This is a genomic window from Rathayibacter agropyri (genome assembly GCF_013249015.1).
Classification (GTDB): Bacteria; Actinomycetota; Actinomycetes; order Actinomycetales; family Microbacteriaceae; genus Rathayibacter; species Rathayibacter agropyri.
In genome coordinates, this window is record NZ_JABRPL010000001.1 from 148,160 (window position 1) to 167,707 (window position 19,548).

Sequence of the window (19,548 nt, forward strand, 5' to 3'; positions counted from 1 at the left end):
GCACGGGCGATAATGGGGCGATGGAGACTCTCGCGTGACGGAAACGACGACGACGTCCTCGACCGCTGCTCTGCGCAGACTGGTCCCCCGGATCTTCTCCCGCGCGCAGCCCTCGGGCGCTGTCGACACCCTCGTCCGCACCGTCAGGACTCACCATCCCAAGAGCGACATTGCTCTGATCGAGCGTGCGTACTCGGTCGCGGAGCGCGCGCACGCGAGCCAGAAGCGCCGCAGCGGCGAGCCGTACATCACCCACCCGCTCGCGGTGGCGCAGATTCTCGCCGATCTCGGGATCGGCTCGAAGACGATCGCGGCGGCTCTGCTGCACGACACCGTGGAGGACACGGACTACACGCTGGATGAACTTCGCGCTGATTTTGGCGATGAGGTCGCGATGCTGGTCGACGGAGTCACGAAGCTCGACAAGGTCAAGTACGGTGACAGCGCCCAGGCCGAGACGGTCCGCAAGATGATCGTGGCGATGTCGAAAGACATCCGTGTGCTGATCATCAAGCTCGCTGACCGCCTACATAACGCCCGCACCTGGGGTTTTGTGCCGGCCGAATCGGCCGCCCGCAAGGCCACAGAAACCCTCGAGATCTACGCGCCGCTCGCGCATCGGCTCGGTATCCAGGCGATCAAGTGGGAGCTCGAGGACCTGTCGTTCGCGGTGCTGTATCCCAAGATCTACAACGAGATCGAGAACCTGGTGAAGCGGCGGACACCGCAGCGCGAGGAATTCGTCCAGAGCGTTATCGACCTCATCAGCGAGGATCTTCGTGCGGGGCGGATCCGTGGCCGCGTCGTCGGTCGGCCGAAGCAGTACTACTCGATCTACCAGAAGATGGTCGTCCGTGGTCGCGAGTTCGATGAGATCTACGACCTGGTCGGCATCCGCGTGCTCGTCAACTCGGTGCGCGACTGCTATGCCGTGCTCGGTTCGATTCACGCGCGTTGGACGCCGATGCCCGGCCGCTTCAAGGACTACATCGCGACTCCGAAGTTCAACCTGTACCAGTCGCTGCACACCACGGTGGTCGGGCCGAAAGGCCGGGCGGTCGAGATTCAGATCCGCACCAACGAGATGCACCAGCACGCCGAATTCGGTATTGCGGCGCACTGGAAGTACAAGGAGCAGATGGCCACCGGCAAGGTGCCCATCTCCGGCTCGAACGACAACGATCTGGCCTGGCTTGCGCACCTCTCCGACTGGCAGTCCGAGACGACCGACCCGAACGAGTTCCTCGACTCCCTCCGCTTCGAGATCGGCGCGAAGGAGGTGTACGTCTTCACCCCCAAGGGCCGGGTCATCGGCCTGCCCACCGGAGCAACCCCGGTCGACTTCGCCTACGCCGTGCACACCGAGGTCGGTCATCGGACGATGGGAGCCAAGGTCAACGGACGCCTCGTCCCGCTGGAGTCATCGCTGACCACGGGCGACGTCGTTGAGGTCTTCACGTCGAAGAATCCTGATTCCGGTCCGAGTCAGGACTGGCTGCAGTTCGTGCAGAGTCCGCGCGCGCGCAACAAAATCCGCCAGTGGTTCACGAAGGAGCGGCGCGACGAGGCGATCGAGCAGGGCAAGGACTCCATTGCCCGCGCAATGCGCAAGCAGAATCTGCCGCTGCAAAAGCTCATGAGCCAGGACACCTTCACTGAGGTAGCCAGCCAACTGCGCTACAACGACGTCGAGGCGCTGTACGCAGCGGTCGGCGAAGGCCATGTGTCGACCCAGTCGGTGCTCGAGAAAGTCGTGTCGTCGATTCAGGGCGATCCGGAGTCGGATGAGAACGAGGTCACGCTCCCGCGCTCGCCCCGGCCGCGCAGCCGTAGCAGCGAGTCGGGCGTGCTGGTCAAGGGTGCGCCGGACATCCTGGTGAAGCTCGCGAAGTGCTGCACGCCGGTGCCCGGCGACCAGATCGTCGGCTTCGTCACCCGGGGCGCCGGAGTCTCGGTGCACCAGGCAAACTGCCACAACGTGCAGGAGTTGCTGAAGGAGCCGGAGCGAATCGTCGACGTCGAGTGGGCGCCCTCCTCGAAGAGCATCTTCCTCGTCCAGATCCAGGTCGAGGCGCTCGATCGCTCCGGCCTGCTGAGCGATGTGACCCGCGTGCTCTCGGAGCACCACGTCAACATCCTCTCGGCCACGGTGTCGACCTCGAGTGACCGACTGGCGATCAGCCGCTTCGTCTTCGAGATGGGGGACACAACCCATCTCGACCGTGTGCTCAACGCCGTCCGCCGGATCGATGCGGTCTACGACGTGTACCGGGTGAGCGCGGGCTGAGCCCCCGGCGGCGCGGGGGAGAGCGCCGCCCGCAATCGGCGCTCGATCCGGTGCGGCGCTGCGACCGGTCCTCCGTTTTCGAGTCGCGCGAGCACCGCCTCGAGTCCGGTCCGTGTCGCAAGGGCGACGGCGCGGATCAGGCTCTCGCCTCCGACGGTGCGGGCCAGATCAATCAGGGTCCGGACGGCGGTGGTCACCGCAGTGTCGTTGTGGACCAGGACATCGCCGTCATCGAGAAGCACCTCGTGACAGCGGAGCCGGGAGCTCAGTGGCGGACGCAGTCGGTGCCGGCGGTCGACGGAAGCGCTGTGCACCTGAGGTGGGTCGTGCAGTGCTCCGTACACCCAGGCCGCGGAGAGACGATCGGCGACCGCACCCCGGGGGAGGATCGCAGCGAGTGCGGCCAGCCGTTCAGGAACGCCCAGTGGCAGGTCCGCGACGAGGAAGCCCTCGTCGAGACCGACGACTTCGCCGTCGAGTCTCGCGGCGCAAAGCTCGGCGAGCGGCAGATGCCCGGGAAGAAGAACGGCGGGAAGGCGCATCCAGCCAGGATGGCCGACGCGCGCGACCCGCAGATCGCCCGCGGCGGATCTGTGGAGGGATCCGCCGCGGACGTTCTCAGCCGATCGCGTCGAGCCACACCTTGCGGGCGTCGAGCGCCTCCTGAGCCTGGGCGATCGCCGCGCGGTCGCCGCGGGCCTTCGCCTCGTCGAGCTCGTCCTGCAGCTTCTGGATTGCCGCGGTCAGTTGCGAGGCGAGTCCCTCCGAGCGCGCCTTGCGCTCGGGGTTGCTGCGGTTCCAGTGCTCCTCGTCGAGCTTGCGGACATGCGCTTCGACTGTGCGCAGGCGGTCTTCGACGACCCGCACCTGTTCGCGCGGCACACGCCCGACCGCATCCCAGCGCTCCTGAATCGAGAGCAGCGCGCGCTTGGCCTTCTCGCGGTCCTGCTCCTCGAGCAGCGGCTCTGCCTCGGCGAGCAGAGCGAGCTTGAGGTCGAGGTTCTCGGTGTACTCGACGCTTTCCTGCGCGACGACCTCGGCTTTGGCGCCGTAAATCGCGTCGCCCGCGGCTTTGAATCGCGCCCAGAGTGCGTCGTCGAACCGCTTGCCCGCGCGGCCGGCGACCCGCCAGCGCTCGAGGAGCGCCCGATACTCCCGAATCGCGTCGGCGCCCTGGGGCACCAGTGCCTCCGCCTGGTCGATGAGCGCCTGCTTGGCCTGCTTCGCCTCACGGTGCGCCGAATCGAGATCGGCGAAGAACGCCTTGCGGTTTTGCTCGATCGTGGTCCGGGCACTGCGGAACCGGCGCCAGAGTTCGTTCGCGTCGTTCTTGGGAAGACGAGGGCCCTGCTGCTGGTGGTTCTGCCAGCGGGCAAAGAGTTCGTCGATTGCCGCACTGGCCTGCTTCCACTGGGTCTTTGCCGGATCGACGGCGGCGAGCGCCTCGGCCTCGGCGACGATCGCCTCGCGGTAGGCGAGGGCATCGGCCAGCGCGGCCTTGGCCTCGGCGGCCTGCTGCTCGGTGAGATCCTCCACGGAGCCGCTCAGAGCATCGACGCGGGATTGGAGCGCCGCGAGGTCGCCGACCGCGTTGGCCTGGGCGATGGCGGCAGACAGAGACTGCACGGTGCGCGCGACATCGCCGGCGGGCGCGCCGCGCTTGGCGCGCTGCTCGAGCAGGGAGACCTGCCCGGCGAGCTCGGTGTACTTGCGCTCGTAGTAGGCGAGCGCCTCCTCGGGACTCGCATCGGGGTATTGGCCGACCTCGCGCTCCCCGTCGCCGACGCGGACGTAGACCGTCCCGTCGTCGCCGACCCGTCCCCACGGCTGCTGGTCACTCATCGCTCGGAGCCTCACCTTGCTGTTCGATGTCGTGCTTCTCGGTGCCCGCATCATCGTCGGCCGGTGGGGCTCGACGGCCGGAGGGCCGAAGACCGCGCTCGGCGGCGAACGGGCAGTGACGACCAGCCTATTGCACTCCCCGCACGGGCGGTTCGTGCCCTGCCCGGTGCTTGCTCTCGGGGCTCGCGCTACTGGAGCGTCACGGAGGCTATCGAGACGGGTTCCGCGGGTGCGCCGTCGCCGGAGCCGTCAGCCGTGCCCTTGGCGACGACATCGTTCACGAGAGCGTCGAGGCCGGAGGTGATCCGGCCGATCACGGTGTAGCCGCCGGCAGCGTCGGCCGGGAGGCTCGTGTCCTGATACACGACGAAGAATTGGCTGCCCTGGCTGTAGCCGTTGCCGCCCTGGCGCGCCATCGCGATGGCGCCTGCCGGGTACACGCCGTCTGCCGGAGCATTCTCGACCGGGCCGTAGCTGTAGCCCGGGCCACCGGTGCCGTCGCCGTTCGGGTCGCCGCACTGGAGGACGTAGAGGCCCTCAGTGGTGAGGCGGTGGCACGAGAGTCCGTCGTAGAAGCCGGACCGGCTGAGAGAGATGAAGGAGGAGACGGCCTGCGGAGCGGCGCTGCCCGTCAGCATGATGCCGAGGGGATTTGAGCCGATGGTGAGCGTACCCGTCCAGTCGCGGCCCTCGGCGATGTCGGAGGAGGGGACGTCGCCGGTGTTCTCTCCGGTCGGCGCCGGCGTCGGCGACGCGGTGTCAGAGGAGGAGGCAGCAGCCACCGGAGCGCCCGGTCCCTCGGAGAAATAGAGGAGCTGGGCAACGACGGCGAGGGTGATGACGACGACGGCCGCGATCGCGGCGACGGTGTTGTCACGGACGCGACGTCTCTGCCTCATCCGGTGCAGGCTCTGGCGGGCCTGGTACGCCCGGAGTCGGGTGCGCGCCTCGCGGTCGGTCGCCTTTCCCCGGTCGTTCGACTTTCCCTGAGCCACGTGTTCCTCCGACGTCGTCCTCCGCGCTTGGACGGCGCGGCGACCCGCGCGTGCAGGCCGGGTCGAGCCTATGAGACTCCTCGGAGGCTGGACAAACGCTGTTCCGTCGCGGTGTCGGAGGCCGTCGTTACGCTGGTCGCATGACCATGCAGCAGGCCGGGCTCCGCTCTGGCGCGACTCCGCTCGCCGTGCGGATGCGCCCGCGCAGCCTCGAGGAGGTGGCGGGGCAGCGCCATCTGCTCACCCCGGGTTCTCCGCTGGTCGCCCTCGCCGCCGACACGACGGGCGAGCGGGGAGCCGTTTCGGTCATTCTCTGGGGTCCGCCGGGCACGGGTAAGACGACGCTCGCCCAGGCCGTTGCGCACTCGAGCGGGCGGCGCTTCGTCGAACTCTCCGCGGTCACTGCGGGAGTGAAGGACGTGCGGCAGGTGATGGAGGAGGCGCTGTCCACTCGCGACCTGTACGGCACCTCCACGGTGCTGTTCCTAGACGAAATCCACCGCTTCACGAAGGCGCAGCAGGATGCACTGCTCCCCGGGGTCGAGAACGGCTGGGTCATCCTCATCGCCGCGACGACGGAGAATCCATCGTTCTCGGTGATCGCTCCGCTGATCTCGCGCTCCCTGCTGCTGACGCTGGAGCCGCTGAGCGATGACGATCTCGGCGTGCTGGTCGACCGCGCGCTGCATGACGAGCGCGGGCTGCGCGACTCCGTCGTGCTTGAGGAGGAGGCGCGCGCGAGCATCGTGCGCCTCGCGTCGGGTGATGCACGGCGGGCGCTCACAGCCCTCGAGGCGGCTGCCACGTCGGCGCGGTCCGAGGCGCGCGAGGCCGAGCGCGTAGCGCGGGCATCTGCCGCCGAGGAGGAGGACGACGAGGCCCCCGCCGACGAGGCTTCCGCCGACGAGGCTTCCGCCGACGAGGCCCCCGCCGACGAGACCGCGGAGCCGGCGCTGCCCGTCATCACGACGGAGGTCGTCGCCCGCGCGGTCGACCGGGCGCTGCTGCGCTACGACCGCAACGGCGACGAGCACTACGACGTCATCAGCGCCTTCATCAAGTCGATCCGAGGCTCCGACGTCGACGCCGCCCTGCACTACCTCGCGCGGATGATCGAGGCGGGGGAGGATCCGCGTTTCATCGCTCGCCGCATCATCGTCTCGGCCTCGGAGGACATCGGCATGGCCGACCCGCAGGCCCTCGTGGTCGCGATCGCCGCGGCCGACGCGGTGCAGTTCATCGGCATGCCGGAGGGTCGCATCCCGCTGGCGCAGGCCGTTGTGCATCTCGCCACGGCGCCCAAGTCGAACGCCTCCTACTCCGCCATCGACGCCGCGATCGCCGATGTCCGCGCGGGCAAGGCCGGCCGGGTCCCGGCGCACCTGCGCGACGGGCACTACCCGGGAGCCAAACGCCTCGGCCACGGCAAGGGTTACCGCTACCCGCACGACGCTGACCTCGGCGTGCTTGAGCAGCAGTATCTGCCGGATGCGCTCCAGGGCGCCCGCTACTACCGGCCCACCGAGCACGGCAACGAGCGAGACGTCTCGGCGCGGCTCGCCAAACTGCTCCGGATCGTCCGCGGGTCGCGGGGCTGACGCGCTCCCTCCGATCCGTGCCTCCCAGGCGCTGCGGCCTGATAGTCTTGCGAGGTTGCCCACCGCTCTGTAGCCGAGCGGAGCAGCACATCCCTCTGAATCGCGCAGTTCGCCACTGTGGTCACCCTTCCCCCGCACCCGCGGAGGACACGACCGCGGCGTCCGCTCTCCTTCCGGAGCCGGCGGACGAGAGCTGCGACCGAACCTCTCAGACCTTGGAAGGACCACAGTGTCGACCACCTCACGTACCCGATCGAAGACGCGCCTCTCGCGCGCCCTCGGCATCCCCCTGACCCCGAAGGCCGCCCGCTACCTCGAGAAGCGTCCCTACGCTCCCGGTGAGCACGGCCGCTCGAAGCGCAAGGCCGACTCCGACTACGCGGTCCGCCTGCGGGAGAAGCAGCGTCTGCGCGCCCAGTACGGCATTCGCGAGAAGCAGCTGCGCATCGCCTTCCAGGAGGCGCGACGCACCCAGGGCCTGACCGGTGAGAACCTGGTCGAGCTCCTCGAAATGCGCCTCGACGCCCTCGTCCTTCGCTCGGGCTTCGCTCGTACCACTGCACAGGCGCGCCAGTTCGTCACCCACCGTCACATCATGGTGGACGGTAAGACGGTCGACCGCCCCTCCTTCCGTGTGAAGCCGGGCCAGGTCATCCACGTCAAGACCCGCTCCGAGGGCACCGAGCCCTTCCAGGTCGCGGCCGCCGGCGGTCACGTCGACGTCCTCCCCAAGACCCCGGGCTACCTCGAGGTCGAGATCGACAAGCTGCAGGCGACCCTCCTGCGTCGCCCGAAGCGCGCCGAGGTCCCCGTGACCTGCGAAGTGCAGCTCGTCGTCGAGTACTACGCGGCTCGCTGAGTCCAGCCCCGCACGAGGCCCCGGTGTCCGCACCGGGGCCTCTCTCGTTGCCTGACGTATAGGCTGGACTGCCGCATCTGGCGTCGAACGGAGGTCACCGTGTCCGGTGGAGACATCGCAGGGCTCATCGCCGCGGGGGTGTTCGCGATCCTGGTCGCGATCGCCGCGATCCCGCTCTGGAAGCTCGGGCGGGTCTTCGACAGCACGAGCGAGGCCATTAAGCAGGCCAGTGACGGCCTGACCCCCATCCTCGACGAGTCGGCCTCCACCCTTCGCGAGGCAAACCAGCAGCTTGCGCGGGTCGACACGATTACGAAGGACGTGGCCGAGGTCACTGGGAACGTGAACGCTCTCGTCGCCCTCACCGCTGCGACCATCGGCGGACCACTCATCAAGCTCGCGGGTTTCACCGCTGGAGTCCGCGCCGTGCTCGTCGCCAGCCGCACCGCCGGGGACGCCGGCGCCGCCGTCGGACGAACCGCGGCGAAGCGCTCGAAGCGCGCGCGCTCGAAGTAGCCCGGCGACCGCGCCCTACAATCGAACGGGTTGTGGCGCCTCCGCGCCCGCCCCACTGCCGTGGAAGGAACACCCGTGAAGAACATCCTCCTGATCGTCATCGGGATCGGCCTCGGATTCGCGGTCGCCCATCAGATCTCGCGCACTGAGGCGGGTGCTCGCCTGTTCGCCGACCTCAACCGCACGGCGAAGGAGCTCGGCGAGGCCGTCTCCGAGGGTTACCACCAGCGCGAGGCCGAGTTGAAAGCTGCCATCGGCGAGGGCTGATGCCTCGCCGCCCGACATCCGCGTACCGACCGACCGTAACGGAACCCATGCAGACCGCAGACATTCGCACCCGCTGGCTCGACTACTTCGGGAGCCGCGGCCACACCGTGGTCCCGTCGGCCTCCCTTGTCAGTGAGGACCCGAGTCTCCTCTTCACTGTCGCGGGCATGGTGCCGTTCGTGCCGTACCTCACCGGAGTGGTGCCTGCGCCATATCCGCGCGCGACGAGCGTGCAGAAGTGCATCCGCACCAATGACATCGAGGAGGTCGGCAAGACCCCCCGTCATGGAACGTTCTTCCAGATGAACGGCAACTTCTCCTTCGGCGACTACTTCAAGGAGGGCGCGATCGGTTACGCCTGGGAGTTACTCACCGGCGCCGAGAGCGACGGCGGCTTCGGCTTCGACGAGAAGGACCTGTGGGTCACCGTCTATAAGGACGACGACGAGGCCATCAGGCTGTGGAAGAAGATTGCGGGCCTACCCGACGAGCGGATTCAGCGCCTGGACAGGGACACCAACTACTGGTCCACCGGCCAGCCCGGCCCGGCGGGCCCCTGCTCCGAAATCTTCTTCGATCGCGGCCCCGCCTATGGCAAAGACGGGGGTCCCGCTACCGACGACGACCGCTACGTCGAGATCTGGAATCTCGTCTTCATGCAGTACCTCCGCGGGGAGGGCACGAGCAAGGTCGACTTCGACATCCTCGGCGAACTGCCGCGCAAGAACATCGACACGGGCATGGGCCTGGAGCGCGTCGCGTTTCTCAAGCAGGGCGTCGAGAACATGTACGAGATCGACCAGGTGCGCCCGGTCCTGGACCGCGCGGCCGAACTCTCCGGCCGGCGCTACGGCGCCGTCCACGAGGACGACGTGCGGATGCGTGTCATCGCCGATCATGTGCGCTCCTCGCTGATGCTGCTCTCGGACGGCGTGACGCCCTCGAACGAGGGTCGCGGCTACATCCTCCGCCGTCTGATGCGCCGGACGGTGCGCGCCATGCGCCTGCTCGGAGTGGACGCCGCGACGTTCCCCGAGCTCTTCACCGCCTCGCGCGATGCCATGGCGGCTGCCTACCCGGAGGTCTCGACCGAGTTCGAGCGTTTGTCGACCAGCGCCTACGGCGAGGAGGAGGCGTTCCTGCGCACCCTGGCCGCCGGCACCGAGATTCTCGACCTCGCCGTCCTCACGACCAAGAAGGCCCAGGCGCCGACGCTGCCCGGCGACACCGCGTTCCTCCTGCACGACACCTTCGGCTTCCCGATCGACCTCACCCTCGAGATCGCGGAGGAGTCGGGCCTCTCAGTCGACCGTGAAGCATTCGACTCGCTGATGACCGCGCAGCGCAACCGGGCGAAGGCCGACGCTCGGTCGAAGAAGTCGGCGCTGGCTGACCTCTCGGTCTATGCCGACTTCCGCGCGCACGGCGAAACGCTTTTCACGGGCTACGACGTGCTCGACACTCCTTCGCGGATCGTCGGCCTCATCGTCGGCGGCCACGCCGTCTCGAAGGCCGTCGCCGGCGACATCGCCGAGGTAATCCTCGAGGCCACGTCGCTCTACGCCGAATCGGGCGGACAGGAGGCCGACGCCGGTCGCATCATCGGATCGGGTTTCGACCTCGAGGTGCTCGACGTGCAGAAGCCGGTGAAGGGACTCATCAGCCACACGGTGCAGGTGGCCAGCGGCGAGGTCGGAGTCGGCGACGCCGCCACCTCCGTTGTCGATCGCGACTGGCGTCGGGGCGCACAGCAGGCGCACTCGGGCACGCACCTGGTCCACGCCGCGCTGCGGCAGGTGCTCGGCCCGCAGGCGCACCAGTCCGGCTCCTACAACAAGGCCGGCTACCTTCGCCTCGACTTCTCGTGGAACCAGGCCCTCTCGCTCGACACACGCAGCGAGATCGAGGACATCGCCAACACCGCGATCCGCGACAACCTCGAGGTTGTCACGCGCGAACTGCCGCTTGACGAGGCGAAAGCGCTCGGCGCGATGGCGCTCTTCGGCGAAAAGTACGGCGACGTCGTGCGCGTGGTCGACATCGGCGGACCGTGGTCGCGCGAGCTGTGCGCGGGCACCCATGTCGGGCGTTCCGCTGAGGTCGGGCTGATCAGCCTCGTGAGCGAGTCGTCCGTCGGGTCGACGAATCGCCGCGTGGAGTCGCTCGTCGGCCGCGAGGCCTTCCGGGAGCTCGCCGCTGAGCGCGCCCTGGTCAGCACGATCTCGTCGTCGCTGAAGACACCGCGCGAGCAGCTCCCGGAGCGCATCAGCGAGCTGGTAGCGAGCCTCAAGGCTGCCGAGAAACGCATCGCCGCGATCGAGGCGAGGGCCCTTGCCGACCGTGTCCCGGCGATCGCCGCGAACCGGCGCAGCATGAACGGCACCACCGTCGTCGCCGAGAACATCGGCACCGCCGGATCGACCGACGAGCTGCGCTCGCTGGTCGTGTCCGTCCGCGAGCGGCTGGGCCAGGATCCGGCCGTCATTGCCCTCGCGGCGGACGTCGCAGGCAAGCCGGCCGTCATCGTCGCGACCAACCAGGCCGCACGCGACCAGGGCCGCCGTGCGGGAGTGCTCGCGAAGCGCGCCGCCGGGATCCTCGGCGGTGGTGGCGGTGGCAAGGACGACCTCGCGCAGGGTGGAGGGTCAAACGTGTCGATGATCGGCGCGGCCCTCGAAGCCGTGGTTCAGGAAGCGACGAACTGAATGCCGCGGTTCGGCGTCAGGCTCGGGATCGACGTCGGTCGCTCCCGGATCGGGGTCGCCCGCTGCGACGCCGACGGTCTGCTCGCCGTGCCGGTAGAGACTGTTGCTCGCTCGAGTGCCGAGGGGGATTCGTCGGACATCATCAGGATCGTTCACCTCGCGGCCGAGTACGATGCCCAAGCGATCATCGTCGGATTACCGTTGTCCCTGTCCGGGGCGGAGACGGCCTCTACCCAGGACGCGCGCAGCTTCGCTCGACGGCTGGCCGAGGCGGTGCCAGCCGCTGCGGTTCGGCTCGTGGACGAGCGGCTGTCGACGGTGACCGCCCAGGGCGCTCTGCACCGCTCTGGACGCAGCACACGCGGCTCCCGTGCCGTGATCGACCAGGTCGCCGCCGTGGTGATCCTGCAGCATGCCATCGATTCCGAGCGCTCCGCCGGCCCTCCGGCACCTTCGGCGCTCGAACCGAACGAAGGACCGATACGTGACCGACGTCCCCCCGAGCCGCCGCGACGCCCGCGCCGCAGAGTCCGCGCGGTCGACTCCGCCGCCCTCGAACCTGGAGCAGGCGCCGACTGAGAATGCGGTGCACGATCAGATCCACCGCCTCTTCACCGGACCCGAGGTCCCGGAGGCGAGAGGCCGCGGCGAAGCGGTCGCCGGCCAGGACGCCCGCGCCGCGTCCTCCCGCCGTCGCGGCTCCCGCGGTACCCGCGTCGCGAAGAAGCGCCGTAGCCACCGAGGACTGATCGGCGGCCTCCTCGCCTTCGGCGTCTTCGCAGCGCTTGTGGCGATTGCCGTCACGATTTTCATCGAGCCCGTCCGGGGCCTGTTCGCCGAGCCCGAGCCCACGGACTACACCGGCACGGGCACGAGCGAAGTGCTGTTCACCATCCACCAGGGCGACGTCGGCAGCGACATCGCCAACAATCTCGTCTCGGACGGTGTGATCAAGTCGTACAAACCGTTCTATAACCTGCTGCTCACCCGGAGTCCGGAGCCGGTGTTCCAGCCCGGCGCTTACTCGCTCAAGGCCGAGATGAGCGCGAAGGCCGCCCTGTCGGCGCTGCTCGACGCCGAGTCCACCCGCCTCGCCAACACGTTTGTCATTCCCGAGGGAACGGCGCTGAAGGCGGCGCTTCCCCTGATTGCGGACGGCACCGGCGTTGCGCTGGCCGACCTTGAGACGGCCGCCGCCGACTGGGGCTCGTTCGGTCTCCCGGCCGGAGCCACGAGCCTCGAAGGTTTCCTCTTCCCGGCGACGTATGACATCCAGCCCTCGACCTCGGCCCACGACATCCTGAAGACGCTGGTCGACAGGATGTACAAGGCGCTCGATCAGGCCGGCGTGCCGGTCGATGACCGCTACCGTGTGGTCGTCTTCGCCTCCCTCATTCAGCGCGAGGCCCGCGTCGCGGCGGACTTTCCCAAGGTCGCGCGGGTGTTCCAGAATCGGATCGACCAGGGCTGGCGTCTGCAATCGGATGCGACGGTTGCCTACGGCACCGGAGCCACGAACCGGGTCTCGACGACCGACGCGGAGCGCGATGATGTGAACAATCCCTACAACACCTATCAGCACGACGGACTGCCGCCCGCGCCGATCTCGAATCCCGGTGACGTCGCCATCGCCGCGGCCCTGCGGCCTGCCGACGGTACGTGGATGTACTTCGTCACCGTGAACCTCCAGACCGGGGAGACGGTGTACTCGACCACTGACGCTGAGCACACCGCGGCCGTGGCCCAGTGGCAAGCGTGGATGCGGGACCACCCGGAGTACCAGTGACGGCCGGGTGCCGGCTGGCAGTCCTCGGTTCGCCGATCGCGCACTCGAAGTCACCGGCGCTGCACGTCGCCGCCTACCGAGTGCTCGGTCTGGACTGGACGTACACGGCCGTCGAGACGACCGAGGCGACGTTGACGGCGGTCCTTGAACGCGCCTCCTGGCACGGTCTCTCGCTGACTATGCCGCTCAAGCACGCCGTGCGGCCGCTGCTCGCCGAGGAGGATCTCATCGCGCGGGCGACCGGCGCGGTGAATACGGTGCTGATCGACAGGTCCGGCGCTGCCCCCATGCTCCGCGGCTTCAACACCGACGTGGCGGGGATCGTGCGCGCCCTGAGCGAGGCGGGCGTCGTGAGCGCCGAGAGGGTCGAGATCCTGGGCGCAGGTGCAACCGCCGCCTCCGCTCTTGCCGCCGCGGCCGAGCTGGGAGCGACCCAGGCCGTCATCACGGTGCGGACACCCGCGAAAGCCGCTGCCCTGGCTCCGGTCGCGGCCGCCCTCGGCCTCGTGCTCGAGGTCAGGTCCTTCACCGAGTGGGGCGCGGGGGAGCCCGCTCCGCTCGTGATCTCGACCCTCCCCGGGGGCGCCGCCGACGGAGTCGACGTGCCCGACGCGGTCGTCGCGGCCTCAACCCTCTTCGACGTCGCCTACTCTCCGTGGCCGAGCGCACTTGCCCGGCGGTGGGGATCGGCCGGCTCACCGGTCGTCTCGGGCCTGGGGATGCTGCTGCACCAGGCACTCGTGCAGGTGCGCATCTTCGTCGGGGGGGACCCCGCTGTTCCACTGGCCCGGGAAGCTGAGGTGCTGACCGCGATGCGTCGGGCCGTGGCGGCGGGTCCGCTGGGCTGAGCGTGTGTGCCAGAATCGGAGGATGCTCCGTTGGCTCACGGCCGGGGAATCCCACGGTCCCGAACTCGTCGCCGTCCTCGAAGGACTGCCGGCGGGCGTTCCCGTCTCCCTCGACGACATTCGCGCCGATCTTGCACGTCGAAAGCTCGGCTATGGTCGCGGTGTCCGGATGAACTTCGAGCAGGACGAGCTGACGATCTCCTCCGGCGTCCGTCACGGCGCCACGATGGGCAGCCCCATCGCGCTGCGGATTGGGAACACGGAGTGGCCGCGCTGGGTCGACGTGATGTCGGCCGAGCCCCGCGATCCCGAGACGCTGCCCAAGGGCCGCGGCGCCGCGCTGACCCGCCCGCGTCCGGGTCACGCCGATCTCGTCGGCATGCAGAAGTACGGCTTCGCGGAGTCGCGGAACGTTCTCGAGCGTGCCTCCGCTCGAGAGACCGCGGCCCGTGTCGCGCTCGGCGCCATCGCCCGCCGCTTCCTCGGCGAGCTGGGCATCACTCTTGTCAGCCACACCCTCGCCATCGGCCCGGTCCGCGTGCCCGAGGGTTCAGCGCTGCCGACGCCGGCCGACGTCGACACGTTGGACGCGGATCCGCTGCGCTGCCTCGACGCCGCCACGAGCGCCCTGATGGTCGCCGAAGTGGACCGAGCACACGAGGACGGCGACACCCTCGGCGGTGTCGTCGAGGTGCTGGCTTACGACCTGCCGCCCGGACTCGGCTCGTACGTGCACTGGGATCGTCGGCTCGACGCGCAACTCGCCGGCGCGCTGATGGGCATTCAGGCCATCAAGGGCGTCGAGGTCGGCGACGGGTTCTTGACGACGACGCGCCGCGGCTCAGAAGCGCACGACGAGCTCTTCCAGGGCCCGGATGGCATCGCGCGTTCCAGCGATCGAGCCGGCGGCACCGAGGGCGGGATGAGCACAGGCACCGTCCTGCGGGTGCGCGCCGGCATGAAGCCCATTGCGACTGTTCCGCATGCGCTGCGGACCGTGGATATCGCCACGGGCGAGGCGGCGGGCGCGCAGCACCAGCGCTCCGACGTGTGCGCGGTTCCGGCCTCCGGCGTCGTCGCCGAGGCTATGGTCGCCCTGGTGCTCGCTAACGCCGTGCTCGAGAAGTTCGGCGGCGACAGCGTGGGGGAGACGCGCCGCAACCTCCAGGGCTATCTCGCGGCCCTTCCGGATGAGTTGCGCACCGTCGCCGCGACCGACCCGGCGCTCGGCCTCGCGTGATGCCGAGTTGCTCGGCCACGCGCTAATGGCGGGTCACGATACCGGCGCGGCCCGCTCCCGCCTCGTCCTCATCGGACCGATGGGTGCGGGAAAAACGACGATCGGCAAGCGGGTCGCCCGAGCGCTGAACGCCGATTTCATCGACTCCGACGCCGAATTCGTGCGACTGCACGGGCCGATTGCTTCCTACTTCGAGGCACAGGGGGAAGCCGCTTTCCGGCGGGAGGAGCGGAGTGTCGTCGAGAGCGCCCTGCGGCGCTCCGCCGTGCTCAGCCTCGGCGGGGGAGCGGTCCTCGATCCGGCGACCCGCGTCGATCTCGCCGCCGTCCCCGTCGTCCTCCTGACCGCGACCGCCGACGCCGTGCGTGAGCGTCTCGGTTCCGGCACTCGCCCCCTGGTCCGCGGTGGGATCGCTGACTGGACTCGGATCATGGAGCAGCGGCGACCGGTCTACGAGGCACTCGCCGACATCGTGATCGACACCTCCCGGCGACCGATCACGCTGATCGCCGCCGAAATCACGGAGTGGATGCTCGCGCAGCGCCCCTCCGCATCATCATCGGACCAGGCGGCCTCGGGCTGCCCGAGCGGAAGACAGTCATGAACGACGGCACCACCGCCCTCACCGTCAGTGGAGAGAACGGCTACGACATTCACGTCGGGCGCGGACTCCTCGACGGACTCGCCGACGCGATCGGCCACCGAGCGACCAAGGTGCTCATCGTGCACCCGCCGACCCTCGCTGTCCTCGCCGCCGAGATCCGCGAGAGCTTGCTCGAACGCTATGAGGTACTGCTCGCCGAGGTGCCTGACGCCGAGGCTGCCAAGAGGGTCGAAGTCGCTGCTTTCTGCTGGCAGGTGATGGGGCAGTCCGATTTCACCCGCACCGACGTCGTCGTCGGCTTCGGCGGCGGGGCGATTACCGACCTCGCGGGCTTCGTGGCGGCAACCTGGCTCCGCGGTGTGGACGTGGTACAGGTCCCCACGACGGTGCTCGGGATGGTCGATGCAGCCGTCGGCGGCAAGACCGGCATCAACACGGCCGAGGGCAAGAACCTCGTCGGAGCGTTCCATGCGCCACGATCCGTCATCGCCGACCTCGATGTGCTCACCAGCCTCCCGCGCAACGAGATCCTCGCTGGCTTCGGCGAGATCGTGAAGTGCGGCTTTATCGCAGAGCCCGAGATTCTCGACATCATCGAGGCTGACGTGGAGCTCGCGACGGACCCCACATCTGAGGAATTCCGCCGCCTGGTCGAGCTCTCGATCGGGATCAAGGCGCGGGTCGTCGGCGAGGACTTCACTGAGCAGGGCGTCCGCGAGATCCTGAACTACGGCCACACACTGGGGCACGCGATCGAGCACGCCGAGCGCTACCAGTGGCGTCACGGCGCCGCGATCTCGGTCGGCATGGTCTTTGCCGCTGAACTCTCGCGCCTCACCGGCACGCTGAGCGATGCGGCGGTCGACCGTCACCGCAGCGTGCTCGAGTCGCTGACCCTGCCGACCAGCTACCCGCTCGGCCGGTGGGAGACGCTCCTCGCTGCGATGCAGCGCGACAAGAAGTCGCGCGCGGGGATCCTACGGTTCGTGGTGCTGGACGACATCGCGCGGCCGAGCATTCTGCAGGGGCCGGAGACGTCGCTGCTGTTCGCGGCGTACCAGGAGATCGGGGTGTAGGGCCTTGCGGACCGAACGTCTCTCCGGCTCGCAATGAGCGGAGACGATTCTGGCCCCGTGCGCGCTCACCGCAGGCTAGCGGCCGCGCTCCGCGATAAAGCGCTCGATAGCCACTCTCACCTGCGGTAGAATAGGCCTTCCTTGGAAGTAGTCCTCCACCCGCGAGCCTACGGAAGACCTCATCCGCTTCATGTCTTTCTCCGAAACAGTCCAGGACCGCCCTCTCCGGGTAAACAAATGCATATTGGCAGGAATATCTGCCCACCGTCCGAGGCCATCGTTTCCATAGGAGTAGTCAACCGTCGAATTCACTCCGGTGACTGTGATCTTTACCGTTGGGGCGAGAGTGCCACCGCGCGAGAAGTGACTGCTCGTTCCCACGGAGTCGATGAACGACTCCACGAGCCCTCCCGGCATGACGTAATGTGAGTACGCCGCAAACTGGCCGGCGGGCTGATTGTTGCTGGGTGAGTACGGCCTACCACCCGGAAAATTCAAGTTCGTGGGGTTTCCAAGCGCAAGTCCGGAACCACTGTTCAATGGTTGGAAATCGCTCCGGATACCATTGCCGACGAAAGCATAAACACCCTCTGGGCCGTCCATCCCCGAGGCGAACGTCTGACGATGACTGATGGTGAAGAGATACGCTTTTCCGCCTGTGAAAACAAACTGGGGGCGCTCGGTCTGATCGGTGACGCAGTTCGCCGACAGGACGGGCGGCAGAAACTCCCACTCGGTCAACGCTTTATTCTTAGCCCTCGCTAATCCGACGTTACCGATATAGTGTGCGGCACCAGACTCGTTCACCGCGTCAACGCTTTCGGCAAAAGGATCACCATCCCGGTAGCCAAGATCGCCCTTCGTGCATCGAGCTTCTTCTCGAGACAAAGCCGAGTTCCCCTCGAACACCATGTAGGTGTCGTCAGGGTGTGCTGGGTCCTTGAAAGTGAAGGGATCACGAAAGTTGAGATAGCGGTGTTGTTGCGCGTTTTGATAAAAAACACCGTCGGGAGTGAGTAGTTCATTCACATGATCGAATCCGTCGAATGAAACACCGTAAGCGTCCGCCTGGACGTGACCCACGCTCAGGACTAGACGGGGGTCGTAGGGTTTGATGTCCCGACCGGCGTCGTCCCAGTAAAAAGCGACATTGGTGAAAAATAGCTTGACTTCACCATTTTTGAATATGCGCGCGGAGCCTGACCACTGGGTTTGATGGCTGAAGGACCGATCGGCGAACATTTGATCTGTCACTCCCTCGTGGAAGACGAGACCACCGTAGGTCCAACCGCCGTTCTTTTGCCTTTTCGTCTCGGGAAGATTCGCTGGACGGTAGAAGTAGCCGATTTTGGCGGAAGTGTGGCGGTCATCGAAGCGGATGCTGCGATCAGCGACGAGCGAATAAATGATCTCCCACCCGTTCACCGAATACTGGTTCCCGTCTTCGTCCGTCACAGGCCAGGTATCCCACACCCAAACTTTTCCGTTCGACATGTCTGGGAAGGCCTGCGGAATAGTAGGCATCGTCAACGAGGTCGGCATGGAATTTTCCTGCGGCGGGGCAGACGAGTCTGACAGGCGCTTAAGTTGGCCGGCATCCGCACGAGTCCACTTCGACGTGAAGTTGTCCTCTGGAGCAAAAGCCTGTTGTGAATGATCCGTCGGCTGCGGCCCCTTTTGAAGTGATTCCGCAGCTGCCGCCGGCCCGCCCCCGACGAACATCGAAGCACACAGCGCACTACAAGCACAGATAATTAGAAGGGAACGACGTCGCCGACGTGCCCTCATTTCCTTAGTCATGACCGACCCCTTCATAGTGACCACCGCAATCTTAGGGGGCTGTGCCGGTCTGGGTAGGACGGCGGAGCCGTTAGACGCCACGAGGTGTCCCTCTGTGGTTTGTCAAGTGGTGGCGGCGGGTGGGTTGGAGTGTTTGTCCTTCAGGGACGGTCGCTCGTCGTGGCGCCCGCGTTACTCCTGAGCGTGGTCGTCGTCGCCCGAGAAGTTGTGCGCGCGATAAGTCGCTCCGGCTCACGACGATCGGAGATCATTCTGACCTCGATCCGACATCTCCATGATGCGCGCGAGCTCATGGATCCGATCGAGAAGCAGAGCGGGGACTCTCGCGTCGGAGTCGTAGAGGGCATCAACGACCGTCTCCAGGCAGAGCACGAACTCCGTGTGCTCGTTGTACTCTCGGCACGAGGAGAACCATTCGGGATCGAAACGCTCCTCCAGTCGATCGAGCAACTGACCGAGGGCGAGTTCCATTCGGGTGGAGTAGAGAATGCCGAGGCTCTTGCGCAGGATGCGCACCGTTTCCGGACGAATCGGCCCGCGGTACTTTCGGCGCCAGAGGCCCCTCGCACGGATGGGATCAGGCGGCCCGGCTCCCTCCTCCCATGTCCCGGACGAGGCATGGGCACCGGCACACCGCGGGACTCGATCCATGACTGTGCCGAGGTTCACGATGTACGCGACAGGGTAGTTTCGGGTTAGCACGTCCGGCCAGTTCTCGCTGTCCAGCCCGTGGAGGAGTTCATCCAGGCAGAGCGCGAAATCTTCGCGGCTCAGGGGATGCCGCAGGTACACCTCAGTCTGGGGATCGAGTCGCTGGCGCACCCGGTGGAGCACAGTGCGGAGTTCGGTGCGCACACGGCGGAGTCGCTGGTCGTAGATGGGTTCTCCTGTTCATGATGATGTGTGAGGTGACCGGAACTGCTGCGCCACCGGTCCGCGACGGTACAACCCTGGTGGTGAAGTGTACAGACCATTCACGACGCAGAGGCCGGATAAGCCCAGTTCTGCTTGAGCTTCATCATTGGCTATTGCGCTTGTTGCGCTCAATGGTACTCACCAAAGTCCACATGTGGATCAATAATCCAAAGATCCACTATCTTATTCCCACGGAGTCCCAAGGCACCG

Annotated in this window: 17 protein-coding genes; 12 read left to right on the top strand and 5 right to left on the bottom strand. The window is 67.3% G+C overall.

The annotated features are described in order from the left end of the window. The first annotated feature begins 34 nt into the window (after positions 1 to 34). Positions 35 to 2,287, top strand: coding sequence for a RelA/SpoT family protein (locus tag HRF29_RS00765; RefSeq protein WP_173243219.1), 2,253 nt, complete (start codon positions 35 to 37; stop codon positions 2,285 to 2,287). Here the strand turns inward: HRF29_RS00765 and HRF29_RS00770 are convergent. The 3 genes from HRF29_RS00770 to HRF29_RS00780 all read right to left on the bottom strand — a co-directional run bounded on the left by HRF29_RS00770 (position 2,257) and on the right by HRF29_RS00780 (position 5,124). Then, complete coding sequence (locus HRF29_RS00770; protein ID WP_173243222.1) at positions 2,257 to 2,829, bottom strand: hypothetical protein; 573 nt, start codon at positions 2,827 to 2,829, stop codon at positions 2,257 to 2,259. The two genes, HRF29_RS00765 and HRF29_RS00770, sit on opposite strands and share 31 nt — an antisense overlap. Before the next feature lie 76 nt (positions 2,830 to 2,905). Further along, positions 2,906 to 4,129: a DUF349 domain-containing protein gene (locus HRF29_RS00775; protein WP_173243225.1), complete on the bottom strand. Its 1,224-nt coding sequence runs from the start codon at positions 4,127 to 4,129 to the stop codon at positions 2,906 to 2,908. Between the two features lie 188 nt (positions 4,130 to 4,317). Then, complete coding sequence (locus HRF29_RS00780; protein WP_343043596.1) at positions 4,318 to 5,124, bottom strand: peptidylprolyl isomerase; 807 nt, start codon at positions 5,122 to 5,124, stop codon at positions 4,318 to 4,320. A 140-nt stretch (positions 5,125 to 5,264) separates the two neighbouring features. Between HRF29_RS00780 and HRF29_RS00785 the strand changes: the two genes are divergently transcribed. From HRF29_RS00785 to aroB, 11 genes are all read left to right on the top strand, one after another. Further along, positions 5,265 to 6,722, top strand: a complete 1,458-nt coding sequence (locus HRF29_RS00785) for a replication-associated recombination protein A (RefSeq protein ID WP_173243227.1) — start codon at positions 5,265 to 5,267, stop codon at positions 6,720 to 6,722. A 229-nt stretch (positions 6,723 to 6,951) separates the two neighbouring features. Next, the gene (gene rpsD / locus HRF29_RS00790) at positions 6,952 to 7,581 is read left to right on the top strand and encodes a 30S ribosomal protein S4 (protein WP_068210518.1); all 630 of its coding nucleotides are present in this window, start codon (positions 6,952 to 6,954) and stop codon (positions 7,579 to 7,581) included. Positions 7,582 to 7,680: 99 nt separating this feature from the next. Next, positions 7,681 to 8,097 (top strand): DUF948 domain-containing protein, encoded by a 417-nt coding sequence (locus tag HRF29_RS00795; RefSeq protein WP_173243230.1) that lies wholly within the window; start codon positions 7,681 to 7,683, stop codon positions 8,095 to 8,097. Positions 8,098 to 8,172: 75 nt separating this feature from the next. Continuing rightward, positions 8,173 to 8,364, top strand: a complete 192-nt coding sequence (locus tag HRF29_RS00800) for a hypothetical protein (RefSeq protein ID WP_173243233.1) — start codon at positions 8,173 to 8,175, stop codon at positions 8,362 to 8,364. A 47-nt stretch (positions 8,365 to 8,411) separates the two neighbouring features. After that, on the top strand, positions 8,412 to 11,069 hold the full coding sequence (gene alaS, locus HRF29_RS00805) for an alanine--tRNA ligase (protein ID WP_173243236.1): 2,658 nt from the start codon (positions 8,412 to 8,414) through the stop codon (positions 11,067 to 11,069). Beyond that, positions 11,070 to 11,648: a Holliday junction resolvase RuvX gene (gene ruvX / locus HRF29_RS00810; RefSeq protein WP_173243239.1), complete on the top strand. Its 579-nt coding sequence runs from the start codon at positions 11,070 to 11,072 to the stop codon at positions 11,646 to 11,648. It abuts the gene before it with no gap. Next, positions 11,554 to 12,855 (top strand): endolytic transglycosylase MltG, encoded by a 1,302-nt coding sequence (mltG, locus tag HRF29_RS00815; protein WP_173243243.1) that lies wholly within the window; start codon positions 11,554 to 11,556, stop codon positions 12,853 to 12,855. Before ruvX ends, mltG begins: the two co-directional genes overlap by 95 nt. Continuing rightward, complete coding sequence (locus HRF29_RS00820; protein WP_173243246.1) at positions 12,852 to 13,703, top strand: shikimate dehydrogenase; 852 nt, start codon at positions 12,852 to 12,854, stop codon at positions 13,701 to 13,703. Before mltG ends, HRF29_RS00820 begins: the two co-directional genes overlap by 4 nt. A gap of 22 nt (positions 13,704 to 13,725) precedes the next feature. Next, a complete protein-coding gene (gene aroC, locus HRF29_RS00825) occupies positions 13,726 to 14,943 on the top strand; it encodes a chorismate synthase (protein ID WP_173243249.1) in 1,218 nt (405 codons plus the stop codon). A gap of 25 nt (positions 14,944 to 14,968) precedes the next feature. Further along, positions 14,969 to 15,547 carry a shikimate kinase gene (locus HRF29_RS00830; RefSeq protein WP_173243252.1) on the top strand — a complete coding sequence of 193 codons (579 nt, stop codon included), beginning with the start codon at positions 14,969 to 14,971 and terminating at the stop codon, positions 15,545 to 15,547. Next, the gene (aroB, locus tag HRF29_RS00835) at positions 15,544 to 16,623 is read left to right on the top strand and encodes a 3-dehydroquinate synthase (RefSeq protein WP_173243255.1); all 1,080 of its coding nucleotides are present in this window, start codon (positions 15,544 to 15,546) and stop codon (positions 16,621 to 16,623) included. Before HRF29_RS00830 ends, aroB begins: the two co-directional genes overlap by 4 nt. 75 nt (positions 16,624 to 16,698) lie before the next feature. Here the strand turns inward: aroB and HRF29_RS00840 are convergent, their stop codons facing one another. Together HRF29_RS00840 and HRF29_RS15245 are read right to left on the bottom strand one after the other, a co-directional pair. After that, positions 16,699 to 18,423 carry a glycoside hydrolase family 68 protein gene (locus HRF29_RS00840; protein ID WP_246226572.1) on the bottom strand — a complete coding sequence of 575 codons (1,725 nt, stop codon included), beginning with the start codon at positions 18,421 to 18,423 and terminating at the stop codon, positions 16,699 to 16,701. A 231-nt stretch (positions 18,424 to 18,654) separates the two neighbouring features. Continuing rightward, positions 18,655 to 19,278 carry a MafI family immunity protein gene (locus HRF29_RS15245; protein ID WP_173243259.1) on the bottom strand — a complete coding sequence of 208 codons (624 nt, stop codon included), beginning with the start codon at positions 19,276 to 19,278 and terminating at the stop codon, positions 18,655 to 18,657. Between the last annotated feature and the right edge of the window lie 270 nt (positions 19,279 to 19,548).

What these genes read in the sequence shown, in the direction of transcription:
- aroB (WP_173243255.1), top strand. Translation starts at nt 15,544, where the DNA reads ATGAACGACGGCACCACCGCCCTCACCGTCAGTGGAGAGAACGGCTAC.
- aroC (WP_173243249.1), top strand. Translation starts at nt 13,726, where the DNA reads ATGCTCCGTTGGCTCACGGCCGGGGAATCCCACGGTCCCGAACTCGTC.
- ruvX (WP_173243239.1), top strand. Translation starts at nt 11,070, where the DNA reads ATGCCGCGGTTCGGCGTCAGGCTCGGGATCGACGTCGGTCGCTCCCGG.
- HRF29_RS00770 (WP_173243222.1), bottom strand. Translation starts at nt 2,829, where the DNA reads ATGCGCCTTCCCGCCGTTCTTCTTCCCGGGCATCTGCCGCTCGCCGAG.
- HRF29_RS00840 (WP_246226572.1), bottom strand. Translation starts at nt 18,423, where the DNA reads ATGACTAAGGAAATGAGGGCACGTCGGCGACGTCGTTCCCTTCTAATT.
- HRF29_RS00830 (WP_173243252.1), top strand. Translation starts at nt 14,969, where the DNA reads ATGGCGGGTCACGATACCGGCGCGGCCCGCTCCCGCCTCGTCCTCATC.
- HRF29_RS00785 (WP_173243227.1), top strand. Translation starts at nt 5,265, where the DNA reads ATGACCATGCAGCAGGCCGGGCTCCGCTCTGGCGCGACTCCGCTCGCC.
- HRF29_RS00775 (WP_173243225.1), bottom strand. Translation starts at nt 4,129, where the DNA reads ATGAGTGACCAGCAGCCGTGGGGACGGGTCGGCGACGACGGGACGGTC.
- alaS (WP_173243236.1), top strand. Translation starts at nt 8,412, where the DNA reads ATGCAGACCGCAGACATTCGCACCCGCTGGCTCGACTACTTCGGGAGC.